This is a genomic window from Amycolatopsis sp. NPDC058986 (assembly GCF_042741125.1).
Taxonomy (GTDB): Bacteria; Actinomycetota; Actinomycetes; order Mycobacteriales; family Pseudonocardiaceae; genus Amycolatopsis.
Genome location: NZ_JBHYJW010000001.1, coordinates 389988 through 414524 on the forward strand (window position 1 = coordinate 389988; position 24537 = coordinate 414524).

A 24537-nucleotide genomic window follows, 5' to 3' on the forward strand; every position below is an offset into this window, starting at 1 on the left:
TGACACGCGGTGCGTGAAGGTGAGCGCGAATCGTTCACGAGAGGGGAGAACGCGTGCTGCGTTCGGTGCGCGCCCGGTGGGCGGGCGCGCTGGCGGTGGTGCTGGTGGCGGGCGGCACCGTGGTCGCCGTGACCTGGCCGGGGGAGCAGGCCACCCCGGCCGCGGCGGAGACGCCGATCGAGGTGTCGCGTTCCACGTGCGGTGCCGGCTGGACGGCGCCGAAGCCGGGGCCGCGGACCCTCCAGGTGCACAACAGCGGGGCGGCGAGCACTGAGGTCGAACTCATCGACCCGGACACCGGCACCGTGTTCGGCGAGATCGACGGGCTCGGCCCCGGCACGACTCGCGCGCTGCCGGTCAACCTCGGCGACGGCGGCTACGCGTTCCGCTGTGTCCCGGACGGGAGTTCGGCCTTCGTCGGGCCGACGGTCCGGGTTTCCGGCGGCGTCGCGCGGCCCGGCCCCGCCGTGGTCCCGGTGACCGACGCGGACCTGCTCGGCCCGGTCAAGGCGTACCACGGCCACGTGCTCGAAGGCCTCGGCAGGCTGGCCGCCGACGTGGCGGCGCTCAGGACGGCCGTCCACAGTGGAGACCGGGCCAGGAGCGAGACGGCCTGGCTCACCGCGCATCTCACCTACGAACGGCTGGGCGCGGCCTACAACGCCTTCGGCGATTCCGACAAGGCCATCAACGGCCGCGCCACCGGACTGCCGGGCGGCACGGCCGACCCGGGTTTCACCGGCTTCCACCGGCTGGAAAACGGGCTCTGGCATGGCGAAGGGATGCCCGCGCTGGCGGCCGTCGCCGACCGGCTGGCCGAGGACGCCGGCGCGCTGCGCGACGGGTTCGGCGACGCCCAGATCGACCAGAACGATCTCGGCCTGCGGGCCCACGAGATCATGGAGAACACCCTGCAGTTCGAGCTCACCGGCCGCAGCGACTTCGGCAGCGGCACCGCACTGGCGACCGCGGTGGCCAATGTGGACGGGACGAGGGCGGTGCTCGACGTGCTGCGGCCACTGCTGACCACCCGGTTCCCCGGTCTGTCCACTGTGGATGCGTGGCTGGACAGGACGAAGCGGACGCTGGAGTCGGCGCGGCGTCCGGACGGATCCTGGACGCCGGTCGCGCGGCTCGATCCGGCGCTGCGGCAGCGGGTCAACGGCGACGTCGGCCAGCTCACCGAACTGCTCGCGCCGGTCGCGGCGATCGCGGAGCCGAGGAGGATCCGGTGAACCTGCGCCGCCGGAGTTTTCTGCGTGGCGCGATGGCCGCGGGTGCCGGTGCCGGACTGGCCACCGGTCTGACGTCGAGCGCGCACGCGGCCGGCGGGGTCCCGTTCCACGGACCGCGGCAGGCCTCGATCCTCGCGCAGCCCGCGCGGCGGAGCGTCGTCGCGTCGTTCGACGTCATCGCGCAGAACCGGGCCGAGCTGACGGATCTGCTGCGCGCGCTGACCGATCGGGCGCGGTTCCTGACGACCGGGGGAGCGCCCGCCGCGCTCGGCATCACCGGGCCGCCGTCCGACTCCGGGGTACTCGGGCCGGAGATCCCGGCGGGGCAGCTCGCCACGATCGTCGGCGTCGGTGCGTCGCTCTTCGACGGCAGATACGGCCTGACGGACCGGAAACCGGCGAAGCTGAAGCCGATGCCGACGTTCCCCGACGACGCGCTGGAAGCGGCATGGTGTCACGGCGATCTGAGCCTGACCCTGTCCGCGGAGGACAGTGACACGGTGCTGCACGCCCTGCGGGACATTGCCCGAGCCACCCGGGGCGGGATGCAGCCGCGCTGGAAGATCGACGGCTTCAGCTCGCCGCCCCGCCCGGACGGTACGCCGCGGAACCTGCTGGGTTTCAAGGACGGGATCGCCAACCCCGCGACGTCCGAACTGGACAGTCTCGTGTGGACACCCGCGCCGGGCGAGCCCGCGTGGACGACCGGCGGGACCTACCAGGTGATCCGGCTGATCCGGATGCTCGTCGAGTTCTGGGACCGCGTTTCGCTGTCGGAGCAGGAGAACATGATCGGCCGCCGCCGGGACACCGGCGCCCCGCTGGACGGCGTCACCGAGACGGACGTCCCGCGGTTCGCCGACGACCCCGTCGGCACGGTGATCCCGCTGACCAGCCACATCCGGCTCGCGAACCCGCGGTCGGCGGACACCGACGCGAGCCGCATCCTGCGCCGGTCGGTGAACTACGACCGCGGTGTCGACGGCAACGGGAACCTCGACATGGGGCTGGTTTTCACCTGCTACCAACGTGATCTCGAGCGGCAGTTCGAGGCCGTGCAGCAGCGGCTGGCCGGGGAACCGCTGGTGGACTACGTCTCGCCGTTCGGCGGCGGGTACTTCTTCGCGCTTCCGGGCGTGACCGGTCCGGACGATCACTACGGGCGAGCGCTGCTCGCGTAGGAAAGGGACACACAGTGAAAGCAAGGGCAGGCGGGCGCGTGCTCGCGGCGGGCGCGGTGGCGGCCGCCGTGGCACTGGCCGCGGGAGCGTGTTCGAGTGGCGGCCAGGACTCGTCGAGCGGGCCGAAGCCCGCTCCCGGTCAGGCGGTGAGCGCCGACGCGGCGGCGACCGCGACGCCGATCAAGCACGTCGTGGTGATCTTCGGGGAGAACATCTCGTTCGACCACTACTTCGGGACCTACCCGAACGCGGCGAACAACGAGGGCACCCCGTTCACGCCCGCGCCGAACACCCCGCAGGTCAACGGGCTCACCCCGGACCTGCTGACGCACAACCCGAACGCGTACAACCCGAAGCGGCTGGCGCGCTCCCAGGCGATGACCTGCGACCAGGACCACGACTACAACAAGGAACAGGCCGCGTTCAACGGCGGCAAGATGGACAAGTTCGTCGAGAACACCGAGAAGGACAAGTGCACCGGACAGCCGGTGCTGTTCGGTGAGCCCGGCCTGGTCATGGACTACTACGACGGCAACACCGTCACCGCGATGTGGAACTACGCCCAGCACTACGCGCTGAACGACAACTCGTTCAACACCGTGTTCGGCCCGTCCAGCCCCGGTGCGGTGAACCTGGTTTCGGGCCAGACCCACGGCGCACAGCCGGTCGACCCGGCCACCGGCGCGCCGAAGACCGATCCGAAGACGGCGGTCTCGCCGAACGCGAGCGGCCTCGGCACGATGATCGAGGACCCGGACCCGGCGTTCGACGACTGCTCGAACAAGAACCACACCGCCAAGGACAACCTCGCCGCGATGCAGGGCCGCAACATCGGCGACCTGCTCAACGCGAAGAGCCTGTCCTGGGGCTGGTTCCAGGGCGGGTTCAAGCCGACCGGCAAGAACGGCGACTACGCGGCGTGCGACGCGAAGCACAAGAACGTCGGCGGTCAGTCCGTTGTGGACTACAGCCCGCACCACGAACCGTTCCAGTACTACAAGTCCACGGCGAACCCGAAGCACCTGCCGCCGAGTTCGGTGGCCGCGATCGGGGCGAACGACCAGGCCAACCACCAGTACGACACGGCCGACTTCGACGCCGCGCTGGCCGCCGGGAACATGCCGTCGGTGAGCTTCCTCAAGGCTCCGTCCTATCAGGACGGTCACGCCGGTTACTCGGACCCGCTGGACGAACAGGCCTTCGTGGCGTCCGAGGTCACCAAGATCCAGCAGTCGCCGCAGTGGAGTTCGACCGCGATCGTGCTCGCCTACGACGACTCGGACGGCTGGTACGACCACGTCGCCTCGAAGATCGTCAACGGCTCGAACGACCCGGCCCAGGACTCGCCGATGTGCACGTCGCAGCCCGTCAAGCTGGGTGCTTACGCCGACCGGTGCGGCTACGGCCCGCGGCTGCCGCTGCTGGTGATTTCGCCCTACAGCAAGGTGAACCACGTCGACCACACGCTGACCGACCAGACGTCGGTGCTGAAGTTCATCGAGGACAACTGGTCGGTCGGCCGGATCGGGGACGCCTCGTTCGACGAGCAGGCGGGTTCGCTCAACGGCATGTTCGACTTCTCGGCCCCGAAGGCGAAGCCGGTGAAGCTCGATCCGGCCAGCGGCGCTGTCGTGGGCTGACCGACGTTCCAGACTTGCACTCTGTGCAGAACTTGCAGACTCTGCAAAAGCTGCATAGAGTGCAAGTCATGGGAGGGTCCGAAGGGCGGCTCGAACGTCGCCGAGTGGCGAAGCGTGCGGCGATCCGGGCGGTCGCCGTCCGTCTCGCGCTCGAGCACGGGCCGGACGCCGTCACCGTCGAGATGATCAGCAAGGCCGCCGACATCTCGCCGCGGACGTTCTTCAACTACTTCCGCGCCAGGGACGACGCGTTCTCGATCGAACCGCACCAATGGACGAGCGAGGAAATCCTCGCGGAGCTGCGGGCCCGTCCCGCGGCCGAGCCACCGGCGGAGTCGATGCGCGTGGTGATCAAGGCGATGGCCGCGGCGGCGGACTTCGCGCATCTGGCCGAGGAATGGGAACTGCTGCAGCGGTTGTACGCGCGGTATCCCGAGCTGTTCTCCCGGATGCGGTTCGGTGAGGTCGACGCGACCATCGCCGCGCTGAGCGCGGAGATCGCCGCGCGGCGCGGCACCGATCCCGCGCAGGACCTGTACCCCGGGATGCTCGTGGGCGCGTCGTTCGCAGCGTTGCAGGCGGCGGAAAACCAGGCTCGTCACGGCGAGCGTTCACTCGACGAGTTGATCGACGAGGCGTTCGATCTGCTCGTCCAAGGGTTGTAGGGGGAGAAGATGGAGACGTATTCGGCCGAACTGGAAGCCGGGCGGGAAGCGTTGGCGCGTAAGGACTGGCGCTCGGCGTACCGGCACTTCGGGCGGGCGCACGAACTCGGGCACGACGACCTCCGGCTGCACCTCGCCGCGCATCGCGGCCTGCTGCGGACGTCGTGGCGATCGGGGCGGCTCGACCGGGTCGTCGTGCAGGCGGTGCTGATGGTGGGCGCGGCGCTGTTCGACCGCAAGCCTCGTGGGGCACGCGCGTGACCGGCTTCGTCGCGAGTGCGGCGCTGGTCGCGAGCACGACGTGATCGTCACCACCCGTCACTGTCCTGGTACGCCCGTGCCGGTATAGTGACCAAGGTTTCACCAGCCGAACAAGCACGGAAGCGAGGTGAGCGGCACATGCCGGAAGACAGTCCTGAGACGACCGGACGGATCCCGGGCGCCGTCACCTCGGCACCGCACGCGCGCTGAGCGTACGGGGTTTCTCCGGCACTTCTCCCTGTCTGGCCTTGTGTACGCACGCCAGAAAAGAGCCGGGATCATGATGAACACCTTCGAAATGCTGCTCAGGGTCGGCACGGGCGTCGGGCTCGGGGCGGTCATCGGGTTCGAGCGGCAGTACCGCGCCAGGATGGCGGGGCTGCGCACCAACGCGCTCGTCGCGGTCGGCGCGACGCTGTTCGTGCTGTTGTCCGCGCACGGGTTCGGCGGGTTGTCCACCAGCGGCGACGCCGACCCGACCCGCGTCGCCGCGCAGATCGTGTCCGGCATCGGATTCCTCGGCGCCGGGGTCATCCTGCGTGACGGGCTCAGCGTCCGCGGGCTCAACACGGCCGCGACGCTGTGGTGCTCGGCCGCGGTCGGCGCGCTCGCGGGCGCGGGACTGTACAGCGTCGCGGTGGCGGGGACCGTCGTGGTCGTCGCGGTCAACATCCTGCTGCGGGCGCTCGGCCGCGCGGTCGACCGCCGTCCCGACACCGGTGACGAGACCCCGACCCACTACGCCTTCCAGGCCGTCACCCGGGACGACGACGAGGCGCACGTCCGCGCATTGCTGGTGCAAGCCTTGACGCGCACGGACTTCCGGCTGCTTTCGGTGCTCAGCACGGACCGGCCGGACGACCACGCCGTCGAGGTGCGCGCCGAGCTGATCGGCGACCAGCGTGACGACGCGCAGATGGAGTCCGCGGTGTCGCGGCTGTCTCTGGAGCCTTCGGTCAGCAGCGTCCGCTGGGAGGTCCTGGTCGCGGCGTGATCACCGGGAAAGGAACTCGGTGAGCAGTTCGGCGAATCGGTCCGGCCGGTCGAGGTTGAGCATGTGCCCGGCTCCGGGCACGACGACTTTGCGCGCGTCCATGGCGTGGCGGGCCACATGGTCCGCCACGCCGTGGATGTCGAGGTAGTCGAGTTCGCCGGTGATGACGAGGATCGGCGCGGCGATCTCGTGGACGCGCGGGATCGCGTCGAGTTCGTACGAAACGGGGTTGTTCCCCGGATGCTTCGTCCCGGTGGCGAGGAACATGACGCGGCAGTGGGCACGGACGGCGGGATCGACGTCCTCCGGCTCCCGCTTCGGTCCGTCGACGAGCATCTGGATGACGAGTTCGAGAGCCAGTTCGTGGTCGCCCCCGCCGATCGCCTCGGCGATCCTTTCGTTCAAGGTGAGGACGAACGGGTCTCGCTGGTTCATCCCGCTGATCCCCGGCGACGTGAGCACGAGCGCCTCGACCCGTTCGGGACAGGTCAGCGCGAAGTCGATCGCGGTGCGGCTCCCCATCGAACAGCCGACGAGCATCGCGCGCTCGATGTCCAGTGCGTCGAGCAGTTCACGAAGGTCGTAGGCGTGGGTATACGGCTGCGTCGGCACGGCGTCCGAGGAATCTCCGTGGCCGCGCGCGTCGTAGCGGATCACCTTGTGGTGCGCGGAAAACCGGGCGAGTTCGGCGTCCCATTGGGCGCTCGTCAGGCCACCGGCGTGCAGGAACACGACCGGTCGCCCGTCGCCCGCGGCTTCGTAGTGCAGATGACCGTTGCAGATCTCGACCGTGCTCACGGAGCCCCCCATCGCCGATGTGCGGTGTTCAGCCTAGCCACAACGGAAAACGGAGGCCCCCTTTCCCGCGCGGGAAAGGGGGCCTCCGGTGAAACTCCGCCCGAAAGGGTCAGGAACGGGTCATCTTGCGCAGCACGTACTGCAGGATGCCGCCGTTGCGGTAGTAGTCCGCCTCACCCGGGGTGTCGATGCGGACGTCGGCGTCGAACTCCACCTTGGTGCCGTCGGCCTTCGTGGCGGTGACGTGCACGGTGCGCGGGGTCTCGCCCTCGTTCAGCTTCGTGATGCCGGAGATGTCGAACGTCTCCGTGCCGTCGAGCTTGAGCGACGCGGCCGACTCGCCCTGCGGGAACTGCAGCGGGATGACGCCCATGCCGATGAGGTTCGACCGGTGGATCCGCTCGAACGACTCGGTGATGACCGCGCGGACGCCCAGCAGCGAGGTGCCCTTGGCCGCCCAGTCACGCGACGAACCGGAGCCGTACTCCTTGCCGCCCAGGACGACCAGCGGCGTTCCGGCGGCGGCGTAGTTCTGCGCCGCGTCGTAGATGAACGCCTGCGGCGCGCCCTCCTGCGTGAAGTCGCGGGTGTAGCCGCCCTGCACGTCGTCCAGCAGCTGGTTGCGCAGCCGGATGTTGGCGAAGGTGCCGCGGATCATCACCTCGTGGTTCCCGCGCCGGGAACCGTAGGAGTTGAAGTCCTTGCGCTCGATGCCGTGCTCGACCAGGTACTGCGCGGCCGGGGTGCCCGGCTTGATCGCGCCGGCGGGGGAGATGTGGTCGGTGGTGACCGAGTCGCCCAGCTTCGCCAGCACCCGCGCACCGGAGATGTCGGTGACGGGGGCGGGCTCGGCGGCCATGCCCTCGAAGTACGGGGGCTTCCGGACGTAGGTGGAGTTCGCGTCCCACTCGAAGGTCTTGCCCTCCGGGGTGGGCAGCGACTTCCAGCGCTCGCCGCCGTCGAAGACGTCCGCGTAGTCCTTGGTGAACATCTCCTGCGTGATCGCGTAGTCGATGGTCTCCTGGATCTCCTGCGCCGACGGCCAGATGTCCTTCAGGAACACGTCGTTGCCGTCGGTGTCGGTGCCCAGCGGCTGGGCGGCGAAGTCGAAGTCCATCGTCCCGGCGAGCGCGTAGGCGATGACCAGCGGCGGCGACGCCAGGTAGTTCATCTTGACGTCCGGGTTGATCCGGCCTTCGAAGTTCCGGTTGCCCGACAGCACCGAGACAGCGGTGAGGTCGTTCTCCTGGATCGCGGCGGAGATCTCGTCCGACAGCGGGCCGGAGTTGCCGATGCAGGTGGTGCAGCCGTAGCCGACCAGGTGGTAGCCCAGCTTCTCCAGGTACGGCCAGAGGTTGGCCTTGGTGTAGTAGTCGGTGACGACCTGCGAGCCGGGCGCCATCGACGTCTTGACCCACGGCTTGACCGTGAGGCCCTTCTCGACGGCGTTGCGGGCGAGCAGCGCGGCGCCGAGCATGACCGACGGGTTGGACGTGTTGGTGCACGAGGTGATCGAGGCGATCACGACGGCGCCGTGGTCGAGGATGAACTCGCCGCGGTCGGCGCTGGACACCTTGACCGGCTTGCTCGGGCGGCCGCTGCCGCCGTTGGCGGCCGACTGGATGTCGACGGCGTCCTCGTCCTTGAACGACAGTGCGGCCGGGTCGGAGGCCGGGAACGACTCCTCGACGGCCTCGTCGACCTTGGTGTGCGGGGTCTCCTGCTCGCCGTCCACGTAGTCGTGGATCGACTTGCGGAACGACGACTTCGCGTCGGACAGCTCGATGCGGTCCTGCGGGCGCTTCGGGCCGGCGATGGACGGGACCACAGTGGACAGATCCAGCTCGAGGTACTCGGAGTACGAGGCCTCGTGCGACGGGTCGTGCCAGAGGCCCTGCTCCTTGGCGTACGCCTCGACGAGCGCGACCTGCTCCGCGGAGCGGCCGGTCAGCTTCAGGTAGCGGACGGTCTCCTCGTCGATCGGGAAGATCGCCGCGGTGGAGCCGAATTCGGGGCTCATGTTGCCGATGGTGGCGCGGTTGGCCAGCGGCACCTGGGCGACGCTCTCGCCGTAGAACTCGACGAACTTGCCGACCACGCCGTGGCGGCGCAGCATCTCGGTGATCGTCAGCACGACGTCGGTCGCGGTGACCCCGGCGGGGATCTCGCCGGTCAGCTTGAAGCCGACCACGCGCGGGATGAGCATCGACACCGGCTGGCCCAGCATGGCCGCCTCGGCCTCAATCCCACCTACTCCCCACCCCAAGACGCCAAGGCCGTTGACCATGGTGGTGTGCGAGTCGGTGCCGACGCAGGAGTCGGGGTAGGCCTGGCCGTTGCGCGACATCACGGTGCGCGCGAGGTGCTCGATGTTGACCTGGTGCACGATGCCGGTGCCCGGCGGGACGACCTTGAACTCGTCGAAGGCGCCCTGGCCCCAGCGCAGGAACTGGTAGCGCTCGCGGTTGCGCTCGTACTCGATCTCGACGTTGCGCTCGAAGGCGTCGGCGCGGCCGAACACGTCGATGATGACCGAGTGGTCGATGACCAGCTCGGCGGGCGCGAGGGGGTTGACCTTGTCTGGGTCGCCGCCGAGGTCGGTGACCGCCTCGCGCATGGTGGCGAGGTCGACGACGCACGGCACGCCGGTGAAGTCCTGCATGATCACGCGCGCGGGCGTGAACTGGATCTCGATCGACGGATCGGCGCTGGGATCCCAGCCGCCGAGCGCGCGGATGTGGTCGGCGGTGATGTTCGCGCCGTCCTCGGTGCGCAGCAGGTTCTCGAGCAGGATCTTCAGGCTGTAGGGCAGGCGCTGTGAGCCCTCGACCTTGTTCAGGCGGAACACCTCGTACGAGGCGTCGCCCACCTTCAGCGTGTCTTTGGCGCCGAAGCTGTCCTTGCTGGCAGGTGCAGTCACGTCTAACTCCAGTGGCATGGACTCGCGCCGTTACGACGTCCGTCCCGGGTCAGTTCGGTGTGTGGTTCTCGGTCTTCTGGCGGGGAGCCGTCGGGTCGGCCCCGACCGAGTTTTGCGCATCCCCACCGTAGGTCCGGATGCGGGATGGCACACCTCGTCCGTCCCCTCAAACAGTACGCGTGTCCTGTTTTCACTTCAAGACGACACGCCTGTGACACGGGCCGTGCGGACTCACCTGGCCGCAGGGGTCACCCGATATGGGGATTTGTTGCCTACGGTGTGTAAGTTTCTGATGGTGCTTCTGATAATGATGTGACAGCAGGGGCATCGGATGTCTATGACCGATGTGTGACCGACTGGGAGGTGGCGGATCGTGCCGATCCGGCGGGGCGAGCGGGACGGGGTCCGGAGAGGGCTGACCGTCGGCGCGTTCGGGCTGGCGATCCTGCTCGGGGTCACCGGTGTGGGTGCCGCGGCGCCGCCCCCGCCGCCGAATCCGAGCGATTCGGAAATCGATGCCGGCAAGGCCGCGGCCAACGCCAAGGCGGGCGAGGTCGGCAAGCTCACGAACCAGCTGGCGCAGGCCGAGCAGCGGCTCACCCAGCTGCAGAGCGACCTCGAGTCGAAGCAGGAGCTGGCCAACAAGGCGCGCGTGGACATGGAAGCCGCGCAGGACGCCGCCTCGCAGGCCGACCGCGACGCGAAGAACGCACGGACCGAGGCCGACGCGGCCGCCGGCGCCATCGAAAAGGCGCGCGCCGACCTCAAGACGTTCGCCACCGCGAGCTTCGAGCAGGGCAGCACGATCGGATCGGTGTCGGCCTACCTCGGTTCGAACAGCCCGAAGGACATGCTTTCGCGGGCGCAGCTGCTGGAGGCGGTCGGCGGCAAGCGGCTGAACGCGCTGGAGGCGTTGCAGCAGGCGCAGACGGAGAAGTCCAACAAGGACGCCGCGGCGCGCAAGGCGCTCGACGTCGCCCAGCAGAAGCAGGCCGCCGCGCAGCAGGCGAAGGCGGGCGCGGACGCCGCGCAGGCGACCGCCGTCGAGGCGCGGCGGAACCAGGCCGCGCAGAACGGCCAGCTCGAGGCGCAGAAGTCCGATGTGGAGCAACAGCTCTTCACCGCGCAGCAGAAGGTCGACGGCCTCCAGGGCCAGCGTCAGCGCTACGAGGACTGGCGCGCGCAGAAGGCGCGCGAGGAAGAGGAGCGGGCCCGTCAGGCCGCGCTGCGCAACTCGGGCAGTGGCAATAGCGGCGGAGGCGGCGGCGCGTGGCGCGACCCGGGCCCGTCGGCTCCGGCGGGCGCGACGGTCGAGGCCGTGATCGCGCGGGCGATGTCCAAGCTCGGCCTGCCCTACGCCTGGGGCGGCGGCAACGCGAGCGGCCCGACCTACGGCATCCGCGACGGCGGGGTCGCCGACGCCTACGGCGACTACAACAAGATCGGCTTCGACTGCTCGGGCCTGATGATCTACGCGTTCGCCGGGGTGCGTTCCCTGGTGCACTACAGCGGTTACCAGTACACCTCGGGGCGCCAGGTCCCGATCTCCCAGATGCGCCGCGGCGACATGCTGTTCTGGGGTTACCCTGGCAACGTCCACCACGTCGCGCTGTACCTCGGCGGCGGGCAGATGATCGAGGCGCAGGAGTCCGGGACGGTCGTGCACGTGACGTCGGTGCGCTACGGCGAGATCATGCCGTACGCCACGCGTCTCATCGGCTGACCGGTCCTGGTACCGCGGGCGGAGCCGGTGTGCGAGGCTCGGCGGGTGCGTCCTTCCCTGTTCGAATTCGCCGGTGGCGAGCCCGCGTTCCTGGCGCTCGCCACCGCACACCACGCGCGGTGCCTCGCCGACCCCGAGCTGAATCACCCGTTCTCCCATCCGGACCAGCACCCGCGGCATGTCGAACGGCTGGCGGCGTACTGGGCCGAGGTCATGGGCGGGCCGCCGCGGTACTCCGAGTCGTGCGGGGACCACACCGCGATGCTGGCGATGCACTCCGGCAACGGCGACATGAGCGATCTCGGCCGCCGGTTCGTCGAGTGCTTCGTGCACGCGGCCGACGACGCGGGGCTGCCGGACGATCCGGCGTTCCGGGCGGCGCTGCGCGCGTACATGGAGTGGGCGGTCGCCGAGGTTCTGTCCTATCCGGACGACGGGGTCCCCGCCGGGCTGTCGATGCCGCGCTGGACCTGGGACGGGCTGCGGGACTGAATGCGGTACGCGGGAATCGTGCTGGCGGGCGGCCGCGCGCGACGGCTGTCCGGAGTGGACAAACCGGCGCTGGTGGTGGGCGGGACTTCGTTGCTGGCCAAGGCGATCGAGGCGCTCTCGGGCGCCGAACGGATCGTGGTGGCCGGGCCGGAGCGGCCGGGCTTCGGTGACGTCGTGTGGACGCGGGAGGCGGAGCCGGGCAGCGGGCCGGTCGCGGCGCTGGCGGCCGGACTCGCCGAGATCCCGGCGGACGTCGAGCGGGTGGTCGTGCTGGCGGCGGATCTGCCCGGCGTCCGGAAGTCCACTGTGGACCGGTTGCTCGCCGGGCTGGGCACGCGGGACGGCGCGGTGCTGCTCGACGAAACCGGGGAACGGCAGTGGCTGCTGGGCGCGTGGCAGGCCGGTGCGCTGCGCGAAGCACTGCCGGAGCAGGCCGAGAACGCGTCGCTGCGGCGCACACTGGGCGGTCTGGAGATCGCCGAGGTCCTCGCCCGGCGGGGGGAAGCCGACGACATCGACACACCGGGGGACCTCGAGCGGCATTCCTGACGTCTTCACAACTGTCACACCGGCGATGTTGTTGACTGACGTCGCGGGCCGCCGTGTGCCGCCGTGCCCCGCCGCCGGGGGAGGCAGTACCGTCGCACCGCAGGCGTGATCACCGTCGCGGCGCCCAGCTCGCCGTCTCGCGGTGGAGTGGAGACACACAGGAGGCAGAGTGACCGAGGCCGGCTACGCCGAGGGTGGCAACGGGCAGCAGGCCCCGACACCGGCACGGGACGCCCAGCTGCTGGAGCGGACCGTGTTCGAGGTCAAGCGCATCATCGTCGGCCAGGACAGACTGGTCGAGCGGATGCTCGTCGGGCTGCTGGCCAAGGGCCACCTGCTGCTGGAAGGCGTGCCCGGCGTGGCGAAGACCCTCGCGGTGGAGACCTTCGCGCGGGTGGTCGGCGGGTCGTTCTCCCGTGTCCAGTTCACCCCGGACCTCGTGCCCGCCGACATCCTCGGCACGCGGATCTACCGGCAGGGCGCCGAGCGGTTCGACGTCGAGCTCGGCCCGGTCGTGGCGAACTTCGTGCTCGCCGACGAGATCAACCGCGCGCCGGCGAAGGTGCAGTCGGCGATGCTCGAGGTGATGGCCGAGCGGCACGTGTCCATCGGCGGGCAGACCTTCCCGATGCCGGACCCGTTCCTGGTGCTGGCGACGCAGAACCCGATCGAGAACGAGGGCGTCTACCCGCTGCCGGAGGCGCAGCGCGACCGGTTCCTGTTCAAGATCGTCGTGGAGTACCCCTCCGCCGAGGAGGAGCGCGAGATCATCTACCGGATGGGTGTCACCCCGCCCACCCCGCACGAGGTGCTGAGCCCGGCCGAGCTGGTCCGGCTGCAGGGCGTCGCGTCGCAGGTCTTCGTGCACCACGCGCTGGTCGACTACGTGGTGCGGCTCGTGCTCACCACCCGTACGCCGAACGAGCACGGCCTCGCCGACGTCGCCGGGTGGGTCTCCTACGGTGCCTCGCCGCGCGCGAGCCTGGGCATCATCGCCGCCGCGCGGGCGCTCGCGCTGGTCCGTGGCCGGGACTACGTGCTCCCGCAGGACGTCGTCGACGTCGTCCCGGACGTGCTGCGGCACCGGCTCGTGCTGTCCTACGACGCGCTGGCCGACGGTGTCCCCATCGACCACATCATCAGCCGCGTCCTGCAGACCGTCCCGCTGCCGCAGGTGTCGGCGCGCCCGCAGGGCGGAGCCGGTCAGCCGCCCGTCGGCGCCGCGCCCGTCAGGTAACCCGCGGTGGTGAAGAACGAGCAGGGCGAGCACCCCTCGTGGGCGCCGCCGATCCTGCGCGGGGACCGGCTGGAGGCCGGGCTGCGCACGCTCGAACTGGACGTGCGCCGCAGGCTCGACGGGCTGCTGCAGGGCAACCACCTCGGCCTCGTGCCGGGGCCGGGTTCGGAACCGGGCGAGGCCCGGCCGTACCAGCCCGGCGACGACGTGCGCCGGATGGACTGGGCGGTCACCGCGCGGACCACGACCCCGCACATCCGGGAGACGGTGGCCGACCGCGAGCTGGAGACCTGGGTCGTCGCGGATCTTTCGGCGAGTCTCGACTTCGGGACCGCGTTGTGCGAGAAGCGGGATCTGGTCGTCTGTGCCGTCGCCGCGGTCGCGCATCTGACCGGCGGTGGTGGTAACCGGATCGGCGCGCTGATCTCGAACGGCGCGGAGTCTGCGCGGGTGCCCGCCAGGGGCGGGCTGGCGCACGCGCGCGGCCTGGTGCGCCGGGTGGCGCAGACGCCGCGTGCCGCCGAAGGCGTGCGGGGTGACCTCGCCCAGGCACTGGAGCAGCTGCGGCGGCCGCCGCGCAGGCGGGGCCTCGCGGTGGTGATCTCCGATTTCCTCGGCGGTACCGAATGGCAGCGTCCGCTGCGGGCGCTGGGCGGGCGGCACGACCTGATCGCGATCGAGGTCCTCGACCCGCGGGACGTCGATCTGCCCGAGGTGGGCACCGTCGTGCTCGCCGATCCGGAGACCGGGAGGCAGCGCGAGGTGCACGCTTCGGCGTTGCTGCGCAAGGAGTTCGGGGCGGCCGCGCAGGCACACCGGGCGGAGGTCGCGAGCGCGCTGCGGCGCGCGGGCGCGGCACATCTGGTGCTGCGCACCGATTCCGACTGGATCGCCGACATGGTCCGGTTCGTCGTTGCTCGTAAACGTCGTTGGTCGGGGGGAGTAGCATGAGCGAAGCTTGCGAGCGAATCATGGATGTCATGCGCCAAAAGGGAATTGACGCAGTCTCGCGAAGCGAGTCCTTCGCATGAGCCTGACCGGCTTCGCGTCGCCGTGGTGGTTCCTGCTGCTGCTGGCGGTGGCCGCCGTCGTCGTCGGGTACGTGCTTTCGCAGCGTGCCCGCCGCAAGCGGACGATGCGGTTCGCGAACCTGGAGCTGCTGGAAAAGGTCGCGCCGAAAGCGCAGGGCTGGATCCGGCACCTCCCGGCGATCCTGATCGTGCTGGCGATGCTGGTGCTGACCGTCGCGCTCGCCGGGCCGACCGCCGAGCAGAAGGTCCCGCGCAACCGGGCCACGGTGATGCTGGTGATCGACGTGTCGCTGTCCATGGAGGCGACCGACGTCGCGCCCACGCGGCTCAAGGCGGCGCAGGAGGCGGCGAGGTCGTTCGCGCAGAACATGACGCCGGGGGTGAACCTCGGGCTGATCTCCTTCGCCGGGACGGCGACCGTGCTGGTCAATCCGACCACCGATCGCGGCGGCGTGGTGAAGGCGATCGACAACCTCAAGCTCGCGCAGTCCACCGCCACCGGTGAGGGTATTTTCGCGGCGCTGCAATCGATCGAGAGTTTCTCGGCGGTCGTCGGCGGCGCGGAGGGACCACCGCCCGCGCGGATCGTGCTGATGAGCGACGGCAAGCAGACCGTGCCGGACGACCTGTACGCGCCACGGGGCGGGTACACGGCGGCGCTGGCGGCGAAACAGGCACAGATCCCGATCTCGTCGATCTCGTTCGGGACTTCCCACGGTTCGGTGGACATCGACGGCAAACCCCAGGACGTCCGGGTCGACGACGAGTCGCTGCAGGAGATCGCGCGGCTGTCCGGCGGCGACTTCTACAAGGCGGCCAGCGCGGACGAGCTGAAACGGGTCTACGCCGACCTCGGCGAGCAGATCGGCTACGAGCTCAAGGACGCCGACGCGAGCAAACCGTGGGTCGTGCTCGGCACGCTGGTGCTGATGATCGGCGCGGCGGCGTCGTTGTTCATCGGCCAGAGACTGCCCTGATGACGAGCCCGTCCGTGCTGGCAACGGCGCCGGGTGTGATCCCGTACGTCGAGTATCACGACGGTCCACGGCGACTGCTCGTCATCGACATACCGTGCGGTGGCAACGAAGCACGCCGGAGCGCGCCGATCGCGAGCATCGACGGCAGGCAGTACGTGGTTTCGTGGGGCACCGTGTCGTTCGAGATTCCCGCCGACCGGAACGTTCATGTCAGCGTGTATCTGCAGAGCAGCGGCGGCGGGGCGCACTACGCGTCGACTCAGTTCGCCTCCGCGATCCTGCCTCCTCACCCGGCTCCGGCGCGGCTGGCCGCGAGGCTTTCCTCGGCCATGGAGGGGGCACTCGTGCCGGTTGAGCCGCCCCGGGCCTGAGGAGGCTCACGAGTTCGCGAACCCGTTCTGGCGCCAGGCTTCGTAGACGCTGATGGCCGCGGTGTTCGCGAGGTTGAGGGACCGGCTCGTCGGCAGCATGGGCAGGCGGACGCGGTCGGTGACCTCGGGTGCGTGCTGGACGTCGGCGGGCAGCCCGGCCGACTCCGGGCCGAACATGAGCACGTCTCCCGGCGCGTAGGCGACATCGGTGTGCAGGCGGGTCGCGGACGCGCTGAAGGCGTAGACCTTCGCGGGCAGCAGGGCGTGCCACGCCGCGTCGAGATCGCCGTGGACGTGCACGCGGGCGAGGTCGTGGTAGTCGAGGCCGGCGCGGCGCAGCTGCTTGTCCTCGAAGCCGAAGCCGAGCGGCTCGACCAGATGCAGTTCGCAGCCGGTGTTCGCGGCGAGCCGGATGGCGTTCCCGGTGTTCGGCGGGATTTCCGGGTGGTAGAAGAGGATCCGGAACACGCGGGTCAGCCCTCGGCGGGCAGGTACGGGAGGTAGGCGTCGCGCACCTGCTCGGGTGGCGCGGTCTTGGTCATGGTGGCGGGATCGACGAACACGTACCGGAGGGTGGCCTCGGCGATCAGGGTGTCGCCGCGGCGGATCTCGAAGTCGAAGATCAGCGACGTCGTGCCGAGGTGGTTGAGGAACGGGGCGACGACCAGTTCCTCGTCGAAGCGCGCCGGCGCGCGGAACCTGAGGGTGCACTCGGCGACCACGACGTCCACGCCGTTGGCCAGGAACTCTTCGTGCGTACCGAAAAGCGCCTTCTCGATCTCGAAGCAGGCCATGTCGACGTAGGCCATGTAGTGGGCGTTGAAGACGATGCCCTGGCCGTCGCATTCGTGGTAGCGGACACGCAGCGGCATTTCGACGATCGGCTTGCGAGGTGCGGTCATCCGTCCAATCTAGGTGATCGGACCGGACGGATGACCGCCTGCCCGGGCGCGGGTACGCCGCAGGACGCTAGACGAACTTGACCTCGGGGTAGCACGGCGAGGGACCGTCGAACAGGTGCCTGTCGAAGCCGCGCAGGTGCAGGTCGAAGAAACCGGAGACGAAGTCACGCTGGGCGGTCAGCGAACGCCCGGGATCGACGGTCCCGATCAGGTCGATGCGTTTGTCCGCCGAGATGAGCTGCGCGAACTGCGGGACGAGCGCCTGGAGGTCGCTGTAACCGAGATGCCTGCTGCCGTCGATCGTGAGATCGCGCTTCCAGCCGCGCTGGCTGGCCCAGAAGTCGACCCATGACCGGTCGAAGGGGTTGACGTGGTTGTGGTCGGTCGGCTTGCCGGTTGCCGGATCGACGAGCTGGCTGCCGAACAGCAGGAACGGCCGGTCGAGACCGTGCTTGACCACCTCGCCGGGCAGGTACGGGATACCGTTGGCGCCGAAGCCGTAGGCCATCGCGCCGTCGAGGTTGACGCCCGCGTCGATACGGCTGTCGTGGTACATCGTCTCGCCGCTGGTGTAGCCGCCGTAGGAATGGCCGAACATGCCGACCCGCGAGAGGTCGAGCGCCTGGCCGAGGTGACGGGGGAGCGGGCGCTGCTCCGCATCGGGGTTGTCCCCCTGTGCCAGGCGGGTCAGCTGGTCGAGCAGGAACCGGCTGTCGGCGACACGGGCGTCGATGGCCTTCTTCATCTCCACGGGGTCACCGGGAGTGGACATCGAGCGCTCGACCCGCCCGCCGGGGAACTCGACCGCTGCGGACTCGTGGGTATGGGAGAGCGAGACGACCACATAGCCTCGGCTCGCGAGGTCGTCGGTGAGGACGGCGTATGTTTCGCGCGCCACGCCGTAACCGGGCGAGAACAGGACGACGGGACGTTGCCCGAGCGAGGGGTCCGCGGGCACATCGGTACGCGCGTGGCGCTGGGTCGCGGCCCAGTCGACCGACTTCGGCGGGAGTCCGAGCTGGACCTCGCCCAGCTTCTCGGTCGACGCGGCGACACCCGGCGGCTGCCACGGAGCGCGCGGAGCGGGCCGCGAGTGGCGCACGGGATAGGTGACTGTGGCCATCAGTTCTCGTTGCTGCGAAGCCACCCACGGATCCTTGCGCCGTGGGTCGACGAGATGCAGCGAGGTGGTTCCGGCCTGGTACGGGCCGGTGAGGGCGGGCAGGGTGAGCCGGAGCGGCGCCGCCGCGGGGGCGGCGGTGGCCGGGACCGCGGCGCCGAGGGTGGCGGCGAGCGCGAGACTTCCGGCCACGGCGAGAGAACGCAACGTGGACCTCCAGAACGTCGAAGATCTTCACACTCTGGCGGAGCGCCGGGCGTGTCCGCGTCCCACATTTGAGGGACAAGGGTCCGACCCCGGTAGGGGGTTTCACCCATGCAGCGCGCGGTAGGCGGCGGCCGCACCGGGATGCAGCGGCACGGCACCGGTGCCGATCAGGGTGCGCACGTCGAGGAACTGCGTCCCGACGGCCTGGGCGGGAACCAGTTCGGCGGCCCTGCCCACGAGCAGCCGCACCACCGCGTCGGCGACGTCGCCGGGCAGGGCGGGCGAGCAGACGAGCAGGTTCGCGACCCCGATGGTGCCCAGCTCCCCGACACCGCGGTAGGCCTCGGCGGGGACGAGAACCTGGTCGTACACCGGACCGTACGCGGCGCGCAGCGCGGACAGCACGCCGTCGAGCGGGACGAGCGTGATCGGGGTCGTGCGGTTGAGCTCGGCCAGCGCGGGGGTCGGAATGCCGCCGGACCACAGGATCGCGTCACTGCGCTTCGAAGCCAGCGACGCTATCGAGTCGGCGAGTTGCAGGTGCTGCGCGTTCACCCGGACCCCCGCCGCGGCGAACAGCCGTTCGCCGAACTGCGCGGCGCCCGAGCCGCTCGCGCCCAGCACGACGGGACGCCCTGCCAGGTCGGCGAGCCCGCGCACGCCGTTGTCCGCCCTGGCCACGAGCTGAAGGTAGTTCTCGTAGACGCGGCCGATCGCGCGCAGCGGCACCGGCGCGGTGAACGGGCGGGCCCCGGCGGCCGCGGCGTGTGCGATGTCGGAGCTGACCAGACCGAGGTCGGCGGCTCCGTCGCGGACACGCTGCACGTTGGTGACGCTCGCGTCGGTCGGTACCGCGGTGCAGTGCAGCAGCGGTTCGGCGCGGCCGAGTTCCGCGGCGAGGAGTTCGGCGAAGGCGAGGTAGAACCCGCCGGGTTCACCCGCCGCGATGGTGACGGCGCGTTCCGGGCCGCGGTACCCCGAGGACGAACACCCCGCGAGCGCGAGGCCGAGACCGCCGAGCAGCGCGGCGCGCCGGGAGAACCCGCTCATGGGGTGTCCTCCTCGGCCAGGGGCAGGACGACCCGGACGTCGAGCCCGTGTGGCTCCACGGCGTGCAGTTCGAGCCGTCCGTCGCGGGTGCGGACGTGCTGGCTCGCGATCGCCAGGCCCAGCCCCGTACCGCGCGGCGCGCCTTCGCCGCTGCCTCGCCAGAACCGCCGTACCGCCCGCTCACGGTCCTCTGTGGACAGTCCGGGACCGTCGTCGGCGACCGACAGCGTCGCGGTGCCCGCCGCCGGATCGGTGCTCCAGCGCGCGGTGATGGTGGCGCCGCGCCCGGCGTAGTGCACGGCGTTGTCGAGCAGGACGTCGAGGATCTCGGCGAGCTGGCCTTCGGAACATCGCACGAGGACCGGTTCGGAGTGCCCGTCGGCGGGCACGATTTTCGCGCCCGCGTCGTCCGCGGCCGGACGCCAGGCGTCGACGCGCTCGGAGAGCACCGAAGGCAGATCGCACGGCTCGTCCTCGTCGGTGCCTGCCGCCAGCCGGGTCGCCGTACTCTCCGCGAGCGCCAGCGCGAGCAGGCCGTCGAGCAGCTTCTCCAGCCGCTCGACCTCCGAAACCGTTGCGCGGTAAGTCTTCTGGGCTTCTTCGTCGATGTGCGGGGCGAGGCCGTCTACGCGCAACCGTAACGCGGCCATCGGGTTCCGGAGCTGGTGAGAGGCGTCGGCGACGAGCTGGTGTTGCTGTTCGGCGGACTCCAGAACGGCGTCGGACATCCGGTTGAACAGTTTCGCCAGCGACCGCAGCTCCCCGGGCCCCGCGCGTTCGCGTACCTGCGCGCGATGGCCGGACGCCACCGCGAGGACACCGGCCTCGAGTTCGTTGAGCGGCCGCAGCATCCAGTGCGCCAGCAGCACGGCGAGCAGCACGAACACCACCGCGACCAGCAGCGCGCCCGCCCCGATCGCGCTCCAGCGGTCGGCGACGTCGGCGGTCGCCGCGGCCACCGACGCCCGGAGCACGACGACGCCCGCCACCCGTGTCCCGGTGCCGACCGGCCGGGCGAACAACGCGGGCTCGTCCGACCACGGCGTCAGCTGTTCGACCTTCGGCGCGGGCTCGTTCCGCATGGTCGCCTCGACGAGCGCGTGGACCGCGGGTTCGGCCGCGGTCATCCCGCCCGCCTGCACGAGCGGCACGCGCTGCGCGTTCACCACGACCACGGCCTCGCCGTACAGCTCGGCGTAGCGGTTCGCGTCCGCGGTGAGCGCGCCCGCGTCTCGGGAGTCGACGGCTTGCTGAGCCAGCACGACGAAGCGGTCGACGTCCGCGCTGCGGCTGATGACCAGCTGCTGGGTGCGCTGCTCGGTGGTGGAGATCAGCAGCGGCACCGCGAACGCGGCGACCACGGCCAGCGCGAGCGTGACCAGGACGGCCAGGAGCCGGGTGCGCACCGGGTCAGTCCCGGCCGAGCCGGTAGCCGAAGCCGCGGATGGTGGTGACCAGGCCGGGCCGGTCGAGTTTCGACCGCAGCCCGGTCAGGTGGACGTCGAGCGACCGGGACACGCCGACATGGGCGTCGCCCCACACCTCGTCCATCAGCCGCTGCCTGCTGACCGCGGCGCCGGGTCGCTCGGCCAGCACGGCGAGGATGTCGAACTCCTTGGTGGTGAGCCCGATGTCGTGGCCCGCCACCAGGACGCGCCGTTTCCCGAGGTCGATCTCGACGTCCTCGATGCGGACGATGTCCCCGGCCGGGACGGCGCGGGCCGCGGCGCGGCGGAGCACGGTGTCCATCCTGGCGAGCAGTTCGGCCTTGCCGACGGGTTTGCGCAGGTAGTCGTCGGCGCCGAGGCGGAGGCCGCGGACCACGGTCCGCTCGTCGCCCAGCGCGGTCAGCACGATGACCGGCACCGTGGAGACCTGGCGCAGTTTGCGCAGCACCTCGAGCCCGTGCAGGTCGGGCAGCATCAGGTCCAGCAGCAGCAGGTCGGCGTCGCGGTGCCGGAGCAGGGCGTCGGCACCGCGAGCGACGTGCGTGACCGTGTGCCGATGGGCGTGCAGGATGTCGGTGAGCGCTTCGGCGATCGCCGGTTCGTCCTCGACCAGCAGCACGCGCACCGTCATCCCTTTCGCCTCAGGCCTCGTGGTCGCGTTCCAGCTCGGAACTGTGCGAGGTCTCGCGCATTGTCCCGTACACGATGAGCGAGACCAGCACGCAGCCCGTGACGTACCAGAAGAACACCGATTCGTGACCCGCGGTCTTCAGCGCCTGCGCGATGAGCTCCGCGGTGCCGCCGAAGATCGCGACGGTCAGCGCGTAGGGCAGGCCGACGCCGAGCGCGCGGATCTTGGTCGGGAACAGCTCGGCCTTCACGATCGCGTTGATCGAGGTGTACCCGGTGACGATCACCAGCCCGGCGAGCATCAGCAGGAAGGCGAGCACCGGCTGCTTCGTCGCGCCCATCAGCGTCATGATCGGGACCGTGCAGAGCGTGCCGCCGATACCGAAGAACATCAGCAGCTTGCGGCGCCCGATGCGGTCGGACAGCTTCCCCGCGAGGGGCTGCAGGATCGCCGCGACGAGGATCGCCGAGAACAGGATGACGGTGACCGTCCGGCGCGGGATGCCCGCGGTGTTCTCCATGAACTTCTGGCTGTAGGTGGCGAAGGTGTAGAACGACACCGTGCCGCCCAGCGTCAGGCCGACGACGAGCGCGATCTCCTTGGGATACTTGATCAGTGCGCGCAGGGTGCCGCGTTCGCCCGCGTGGCGGCCGGATCCGCCGCTCTTGGCGCTTTCGGCCTCGAAGCTCGCGGACTCGTCCATGCCACGCCGCAGGTACATGACCACGACCGCGGCCACCGCGCCGACGACGAACGCGATCCGCCAGCCCCACGCCGTCAGCTGAGCCTCGGTAAGGATGCTCTGCAGCAGCAACTGGAGGCCGAGCGCGAGGAGCTGGCCGCCGTACAGCGTCACGTACTGGAAGCTGGAGTAGAACCCGCGTTTGCCGGGAGTGGCCACTTCGGACAGATAGGTCGCGGAGGTGGAGTACTCGCCGCCGACCGAAAGGCCCTGGATGAGACGGGCGAGCAGGAGCAGGATCGGCGCGGCGATGCCGATGTCCTTGTACGTCGGGGTGACCGCGATGAGCAGCGAGCCGAAGGCCATCATCGAGACCGACAGCACCAGCGCGAACCGGCGCCCGAACCGGTCGGCGATCCGGCCGAGCATCCAGCCGCCGAGCGGCCGCATGAGGAACCCGACCGCGAAAACCGCCGCCGTTCCGAGGAAAGCCGCCGTGGTGTCCTTGGCGGGGAAGAACGACTTCGCGAAGTAAGTGGTGAACGCGGCGTAGGCGTACCAGTCGTACCACTCGATCAGGTTGCCGATCGATCCGCGCAGCACGTTGCCGATGACCCGCCGTTCGCTCGCGGGCGTGGACTCGGTGATCCGGGTTGTCATCTTTGACCCTCCTGTGTTGAGGCTCACCGTGAACAATCGGTGACGAACGGGCAAGTACGGGGGACTGTTCCTAACATCCGCTTAGGACGTTCGTGGCTACCCGGAGGTAAGGGAGCGGCGGGTGCGGGGCCTGCGACGTCAGCCGATAGCCTCGTGGCCGTCAGTGCGGAGACGACGCGAGGAGTGCTGTAGTGGGACGGTCGGTTCTGGTCACCGGGGGCAACCGTGGCATCGGTCTGGCGATCGCCCGGGATCTCGCGGGACAAGGCCACAAGGTGGCTGTCACCCACCGCGGTTCGGGCGCCCCGGACGGGTTGTTCGGCGTGCAGGCGGACGTCACCGACACCGAGCAGATCGACGAGGCCTTCAAGCTCGTCGAGGAGCACCAGGGCCCGGTCGAGGTGCTGGTGTCGAACGCGGGCCTGACCGACGACACGCTGCTGATGCGGATGAGCGAGGACCAGTTCGCCCGCGTGGTCGACGCGAACCTCACCGGCGCCTACCGCGTCGCCAAGCGCGCCTCCCGCGGGATGCTGCGCGGCAAGTGGGGCCGGTTCGTGTTCATCTCCTCGGTGGTCGCGCTGACCGGCTCGGCCGGCCAGGCGAACTACGCGGCGAGCAAGGCCGGGCTGATCGGCTTCGCGCGGTCGCTGGCGCGGGAGCTGGGCTCGCGCAACATCACCTCGAACGTCATCACGCCGGGGTTCGTGCAGACCGACATGACCGACGAACTCGGCGAGGAGCGCAAGCAGCAGATCCTCGGCCAGATCCCGGCCGGTCGCTACGCCGATCCGGCCGAGATCGCCGCCGCGGTCCGGTACCTCGCCTCGGAGGAGGCCGGCTACGTCAACGGCGCGGTGCTGCCCGTCGACGGTGGCCTCGGCCTCGGCCACTGACCCCCCCTCGGTTTTCCCTTCCGATCCACGACCTGGAGGATTCGTGCCCGGACTGCTCGAAGGCAAGCGCCTGCTCATCACCGGCGTCATCACCGACGCGTCGCTCGCGTTCCACGCGGCCAGGATCGCCCAGCAGGAGGGGGCGAAGGTGGTGCTCACCGGCTTCGGCAGGCTGTCGCTCGTCGAGCGCATCGCCAAGCGGCTGCCCGAGGAGGCGCCGGTCCTGGAGCTGGACGTCACCAACCAGGAGCACCTGGACTCGCTGGCGGACCGCGTCCGTGAGCACGTCGACGGCCTCGACGGCGTCCTGCACTCGATCGGCTTCGCCCCGCAGACCTGCCTCGGTGCGCCGTTCCTGGACGCCCCGAGCGAGGACGTCAAGGTCGCGGTGGACGTCTCCGCGTTCTCGTTCAAAGCCCTTACGGTGGCTACGCTGCCGCTGCTGAGCCGTGGCGCGTCGATCGTCGGCATGGACTTCGACGCGCGGGTCGCGTGGCCGGTCTACAACTGGATGGGCGTGGCGAAGGCGGCGCTGGAGTCGGTCAACCGCTACCTGGCGAAGGAGCTCGGGCCGAAGGGCATCCGGGTCAACCTGGTGTCCGCGGGCCCGATGAAGACGATGGCGGCGAAGTCGATCCCGGGCTTCAACGAGTTGGAGGAAGGCTGGGGCGACCGTGCGCCGCTCGGCTGGGACAGCTCCGACCCGGACCCGACGGCGAAGTCCGTCTGCGCGGTCCTGTCGGACTGGCTGCCCGCCACCACCGGCTCGATGATCATGGTCGACGGCGGCGTCCACGCCCTCGGCATCTGACTGCCGCTGCTCAAGCGCCGTTAAGGCCACCTTACGGGCGTCAGACGCCCGTAAGG

At 70.1% G+C, this 24537-nt stretch carries 24 protein-coding genes; 15 read left to right on the forward strand and 9 right to left on the reverse strand.

Annotated elements, in window-relative coordinates; genetic code table 11:
• Positions 1-53 precede the first annotated feature (53 nt).
• From ACFW0G_RS01825 to ACFW0G_RS01850, 6 genes are all read left to right on the forward strand, one after another.
• The gene (locus tag ACFW0G_RS01825; RefSeq protein ID WP_378322713.1) at positions 54-1235 is read left to right on the forward strand and encodes an EfeM/EfeO family lipoprotein; all 1182 of its coding nucleotides are present in this window, start codon (positions 54-56) and stop codon (positions 1233-1235) included.
• A 32-nt stretch (positions 1236-1267) separates the two neighbouring features.
• The gene (locus ACFW0G_RS01830; RefSeq protein WP_378322753.1) at positions 1268-2416 is read left to right on the forward strand and encodes a Dyp-type peroxidase; all 1149 of its coding nucleotides are present in this window, start codon (positions 1268-1270) and stop codon (positions 2414-2416) included.
• 14 nt (positions 2417-2430) lie between these two features.
• A complete protein-coding gene (locus ACFW0G_RS01835) occupies positions 2431-4056 on the forward strand; it encodes a phospholipase C (RefSeq protein ID WP_378322714.1) in 1626 nt (541 codons plus the stop codon).
• A 68-nt stretch (positions 4057-4124) separates the two neighbouring features.
• Complete coding sequence (locus tag ACFW0G_RS01840) at positions 4125-4721, forward strand: TetR family transcriptional regulator (protein WP_378322715.1); 597 nt, start codon at positions 4125-4127, stop codon at positions 4719-4721.
• 9 nt (positions 4722-4730) lie between these two features.
• Positions 4731-4982, forward strand: a complete 252-nt coding sequence (locus ACFW0G_RS01845) for a DUF3703 domain-containing protein (RefSeq protein WP_378322717.1) — start codon at positions 4731-4733, stop codon at positions 4980-4982.
• Between the two features lie 283 nt (positions 4983-5265).
• Complete coding sequence (locus ACFW0G_RS01850) at positions 5266-5976, forward strand: MgtC/SapB family protein (RefSeq protein WP_378322754.1); 711 nt, start codon at positions 5266-5268, stop codon at positions 5974-5976.
• Here ACFW0G_RS01850 and ACFW0G_RS01855 read toward each other — a convergent pair whose 3' ends face one another.
• The gene (locus ACFW0G_RS01855; protein ID WP_378322718.1) at positions 5977-6774 is read right to left on the reverse strand and encodes an alpha/beta fold hydrolase; all 798 of its coding nucleotides are present in this window, start codon (positions 6772-6774) and stop codon (positions 5977-5979) included.
• A 109-nt stretch (positions 6775-6883) separates the two neighbouring features.
• Entirely contained in the window at positions 6884-9694 is a 2811-nt protein-coding gene (gene acnA / locus ACFW0G_RS01860; protein WP_378322719.1) for an aconitate hydratase AcnA, read from the reverse strand.
• A gap of 373 nt (positions 9695-10067) precedes the next feature.
• On the opposite strand from acnA, the gene ACFW0G_RS01865 reads away from it, so the two are divergent.
• The 7 genes from ACFW0G_RS01865 to ACFW0G_RS01895 all read left to right on the forward strand — a co-directional run bounded on the left by ACFW0G_RS01865 (position 10068) and on the right by ACFW0G_RS01895 (position 16074).
• Positions 10068-11417 carry an NlpC/P60 family protein gene (locus tag ACFW0G_RS01865; protein WP_378322720.1) on the forward strand — a complete coding sequence of 450 codons (1350 nt, stop codon included), beginning with the start codon at positions 10068-10070 and terminating at the stop codon, positions 11415-11417.
• A 45-nt stretch (positions 11418-11462) separates the two neighbouring features.
• The gene (locus tag ACFW0G_RS01870) at positions 11463-11909 is read left to right on the forward strand and encodes a group II truncated hemoglobin (RefSeq protein WP_378322721.1); all 447 of its coding nucleotides are present in this window, start codon (positions 11463-11465) and stop codon (positions 11907-11909) included.
• Positions 11910-12458 (forward strand): molybdenum cofactor guanylyltransferase, encoded by a 549-nt coding sequence (locus ACFW0G_RS01875; protein WP_378322722.1) that lies wholly within the window; start codon positions 11910-11912, stop codon positions 12456-12458.
• Between the two features lie 169 nt (positions 12459-12627).
• On the forward strand, positions 12628-13695 hold the full coding sequence (locus ACFW0G_RS01880) for an AAA family ATPase (protein WP_378322724.1): 1068 nt from the start codon (positions 12628-12630) through the stop codon (positions 13693-13695).
• Between the two features lie 6 nt (positions 13696-13701).
• A complete protein-coding gene (locus ACFW0G_RS01885; RefSeq protein ID WP_378322725.1) occupies positions 13702-14646 on the forward strand; it encodes a DUF58 domain-containing protein in 945 nt (314 codons plus the stop codon).
• Positions 14647-14722: 76 nt separating this feature from the next.
• Entirely contained in the window at positions 14723-15703 is a 981-nt protein-coding gene (locus ACFW0G_RS01890) for a VWA domain-containing protein (protein ID WP_378322726.1), read from the forward strand.
• Positions 15703-16074 (forward strand): hypothetical protein, encoded by a 372-nt coding sequence (locus ACFW0G_RS01895; RefSeq protein WP_378322727.1) that lies wholly within the window; start codon positions 15703-15705, stop codon positions 16072-16074. The genes ACFW0G_RS01890 and ACFW0G_RS01895 overlap by 1 nt, the downstream gene beginning before the upstream one ends.
• A 6-nt stretch (positions 16075-16080) precedes the next feature.
• Here ACFW0G_RS01895 and ACFW0G_RS01900 read toward each other — a convergent pair whose 3' ends face one another.
• From ACFW0G_RS01900 to ACFW0G_RS01930, 7 genes are all read right to left on the reverse strand, one after another.
• Positions 16081-16542: a tRNA (cytidine(34)-2'-O)-methyltransferase gene (locus ACFW0G_RS01900; RefSeq protein WP_378322728.1), complete on the reverse strand. Its 462-nt coding sequence runs from the start codon at positions 16540-16542 to the stop codon at positions 16081-16083.
• Between the two features lie 5 nt (positions 16543-16547).
• On the reverse strand, positions 16548-16976 hold the full coding sequence (locus tag ACFW0G_RS01905) for an acyl-CoA thioesterase (protein ID WP_378322730.1): 429 nt from the start codon (positions 16974-16976) through the stop codon (positions 16548-16550).
• 67 nt (positions 16977-17043) lie between these two features.
• A complete protein-coding gene (locus ACFW0G_RS01910; protein WP_378322731.1) occupies positions 17044-18303 on the reverse strand; it encodes an alpha/beta hydrolase family protein in 1260 nt (419 codons plus the stop codon).
• A gap of 102 nt (positions 18304-18405) precedes the next feature.
• Entirely contained in the window at positions 18406-19353 is a 948-nt protein-coding gene (locus ACFW0G_RS01915; RefSeq protein WP_378322733.1) for a TAXI family TRAP transporter solute-binding subunit, read from the reverse strand.
• Complete coding sequence (locus tag ACFW0G_RS01920) at positions 19350-20759, reverse strand: sensor histidine kinase (protein WP_378322734.1); 1410 nt, start codon at positions 20757-20759, stop codon at positions 19350-19352. Before ACFW0G_RS01920 ends, ACFW0G_RS01915 begins: the two co-directional genes overlap by 4 nt.
• A 4-nt stretch (positions 20760-20763) precedes the next feature.
• Complete coding sequence (locus tag ACFW0G_RS01925; protein WP_378322736.1) at positions 20764-21432, reverse strand: response regulator transcription factor; 669 nt, start codon at positions 21430-21432, stop codon at positions 20764-20766.
• Positions 21433-21442: 10 nt separating this feature from the next.
• On the reverse strand, positions 21443-22774 hold the full coding sequence (locus ACFW0G_RS01930; protein WP_378322737.1) for an MFS transporter: 1332 nt from the start codon (positions 22772-22774) through the stop codon (positions 21443-21445).
• 191 nt (positions 22775-22965) lie between these two features.
• Between ACFW0G_RS01930 and fabG the strand changes: the two genes are divergently transcribed.
• Positions 22966-23670: a 3-oxoacyl-ACP reductase FabG gene (fabG, locus tag ACFW0G_RS01935; RefSeq protein ID WP_378322738.1), complete on the forward strand. Its 705-nt coding sequence runs from the start codon at positions 22966-22968 to the stop codon at positions 23668-23670.
• A 43-nt stretch (positions 23671-23713) separates the two neighbouring features.
• Positions 23714-24481, forward strand: a complete 768-nt coding sequence (gene fabI / locus ACFW0G_RS01940) for an enoyl-ACP reductase FabI (protein ID WP_378322739.1) — start codon at positions 23714-23716, stop codon at positions 24479-24481.
• The last annotated feature ends 56 nt before the right edge of the window (positions 24482-24537 follow it).

Bases quoted from the DNA above. Each gene is read 5' to 3' on its own strand.
- ACFW0G_RS01845 (WP_378322717.1), top strand. From the start codon at position 4,731: ATGGAGACGTATTCGGCCGAACTGGAAGCCGGGCGGGAAGCGTTGGCG.
- ACFW0G_RS01890 (WP_378322726.1), top strand. From the start codon at position 14,723: ATGAGCCTGACCGGCTTCGCGTCGCCGTGGTGGTTCCTGCTGCTGCTG.
- ACFW0G_RS01925 (WP_378322736.1), bottom strand. From the start codon at position 21,432: ATGACGGTGCGCGTGCTGCTGGTCGAGGACGAACCGGCGATCGCCGAA.
- ACFW0G_RS01930 (WP_378322737.1), bottom strand. From the start codon at position 22,774: ATGACAACCCGGATCACCGAGTCCACGCCCGCGAGCGAACGGCGGGTC.
- ACFW0G_RS01875 (WP_378322722.1), top strand. From the start codon at position 11,910: ATGCGGTACGCGGGAATCGTGCTGGCGGGCGGCCGCGCGCGACGGCTG.
- ACFW0G_RS01840 (WP_378322715.1), top strand. From the start codon at position 4,125: ATGGGAGGGTCCGAAGGGCGGCTCGAACGTCGCCGAGTGGCGAAGCGT.
- ACFW0G_RS01830 (WP_378322753.1), top strand. From the start codon at position 1,268: ATGGCCGCGGGTGCCGGTGCCGGACTGGCCACCGGTCTGACGTCGAGC.
- ACFW0G_RS01895 (WP_378322727.1), top strand. From the start codon at position 15,703: ATGACGAGCCCGTCCGTGCTGGCAACGGCGCCGGGTGTGATCCCGTAC.
- ACFW0G_RS01915 (WP_378322733.1), bottom strand. From the start codon at position 19,353: ATGAGCGGGTTCTCCCGGCGCGCCGCGCTGCTCGGCGGTCTCGGCCTC.
- ACFW0G_RS01850 (WP_378322754.1), top strand. From the start codon at position 5,266: ATGAACACCTTCGAAATGCTGCTCAGGGTCGGCACGGGCGTCGGGCTC.
- ACFW0G_RS01905 (WP_378322730.1), bottom strand. From the start codon at position 16,976: ATGACCGCACCTCGCAAGCCGATCGTCGAAATGCCGCTGCGTGTCCGC.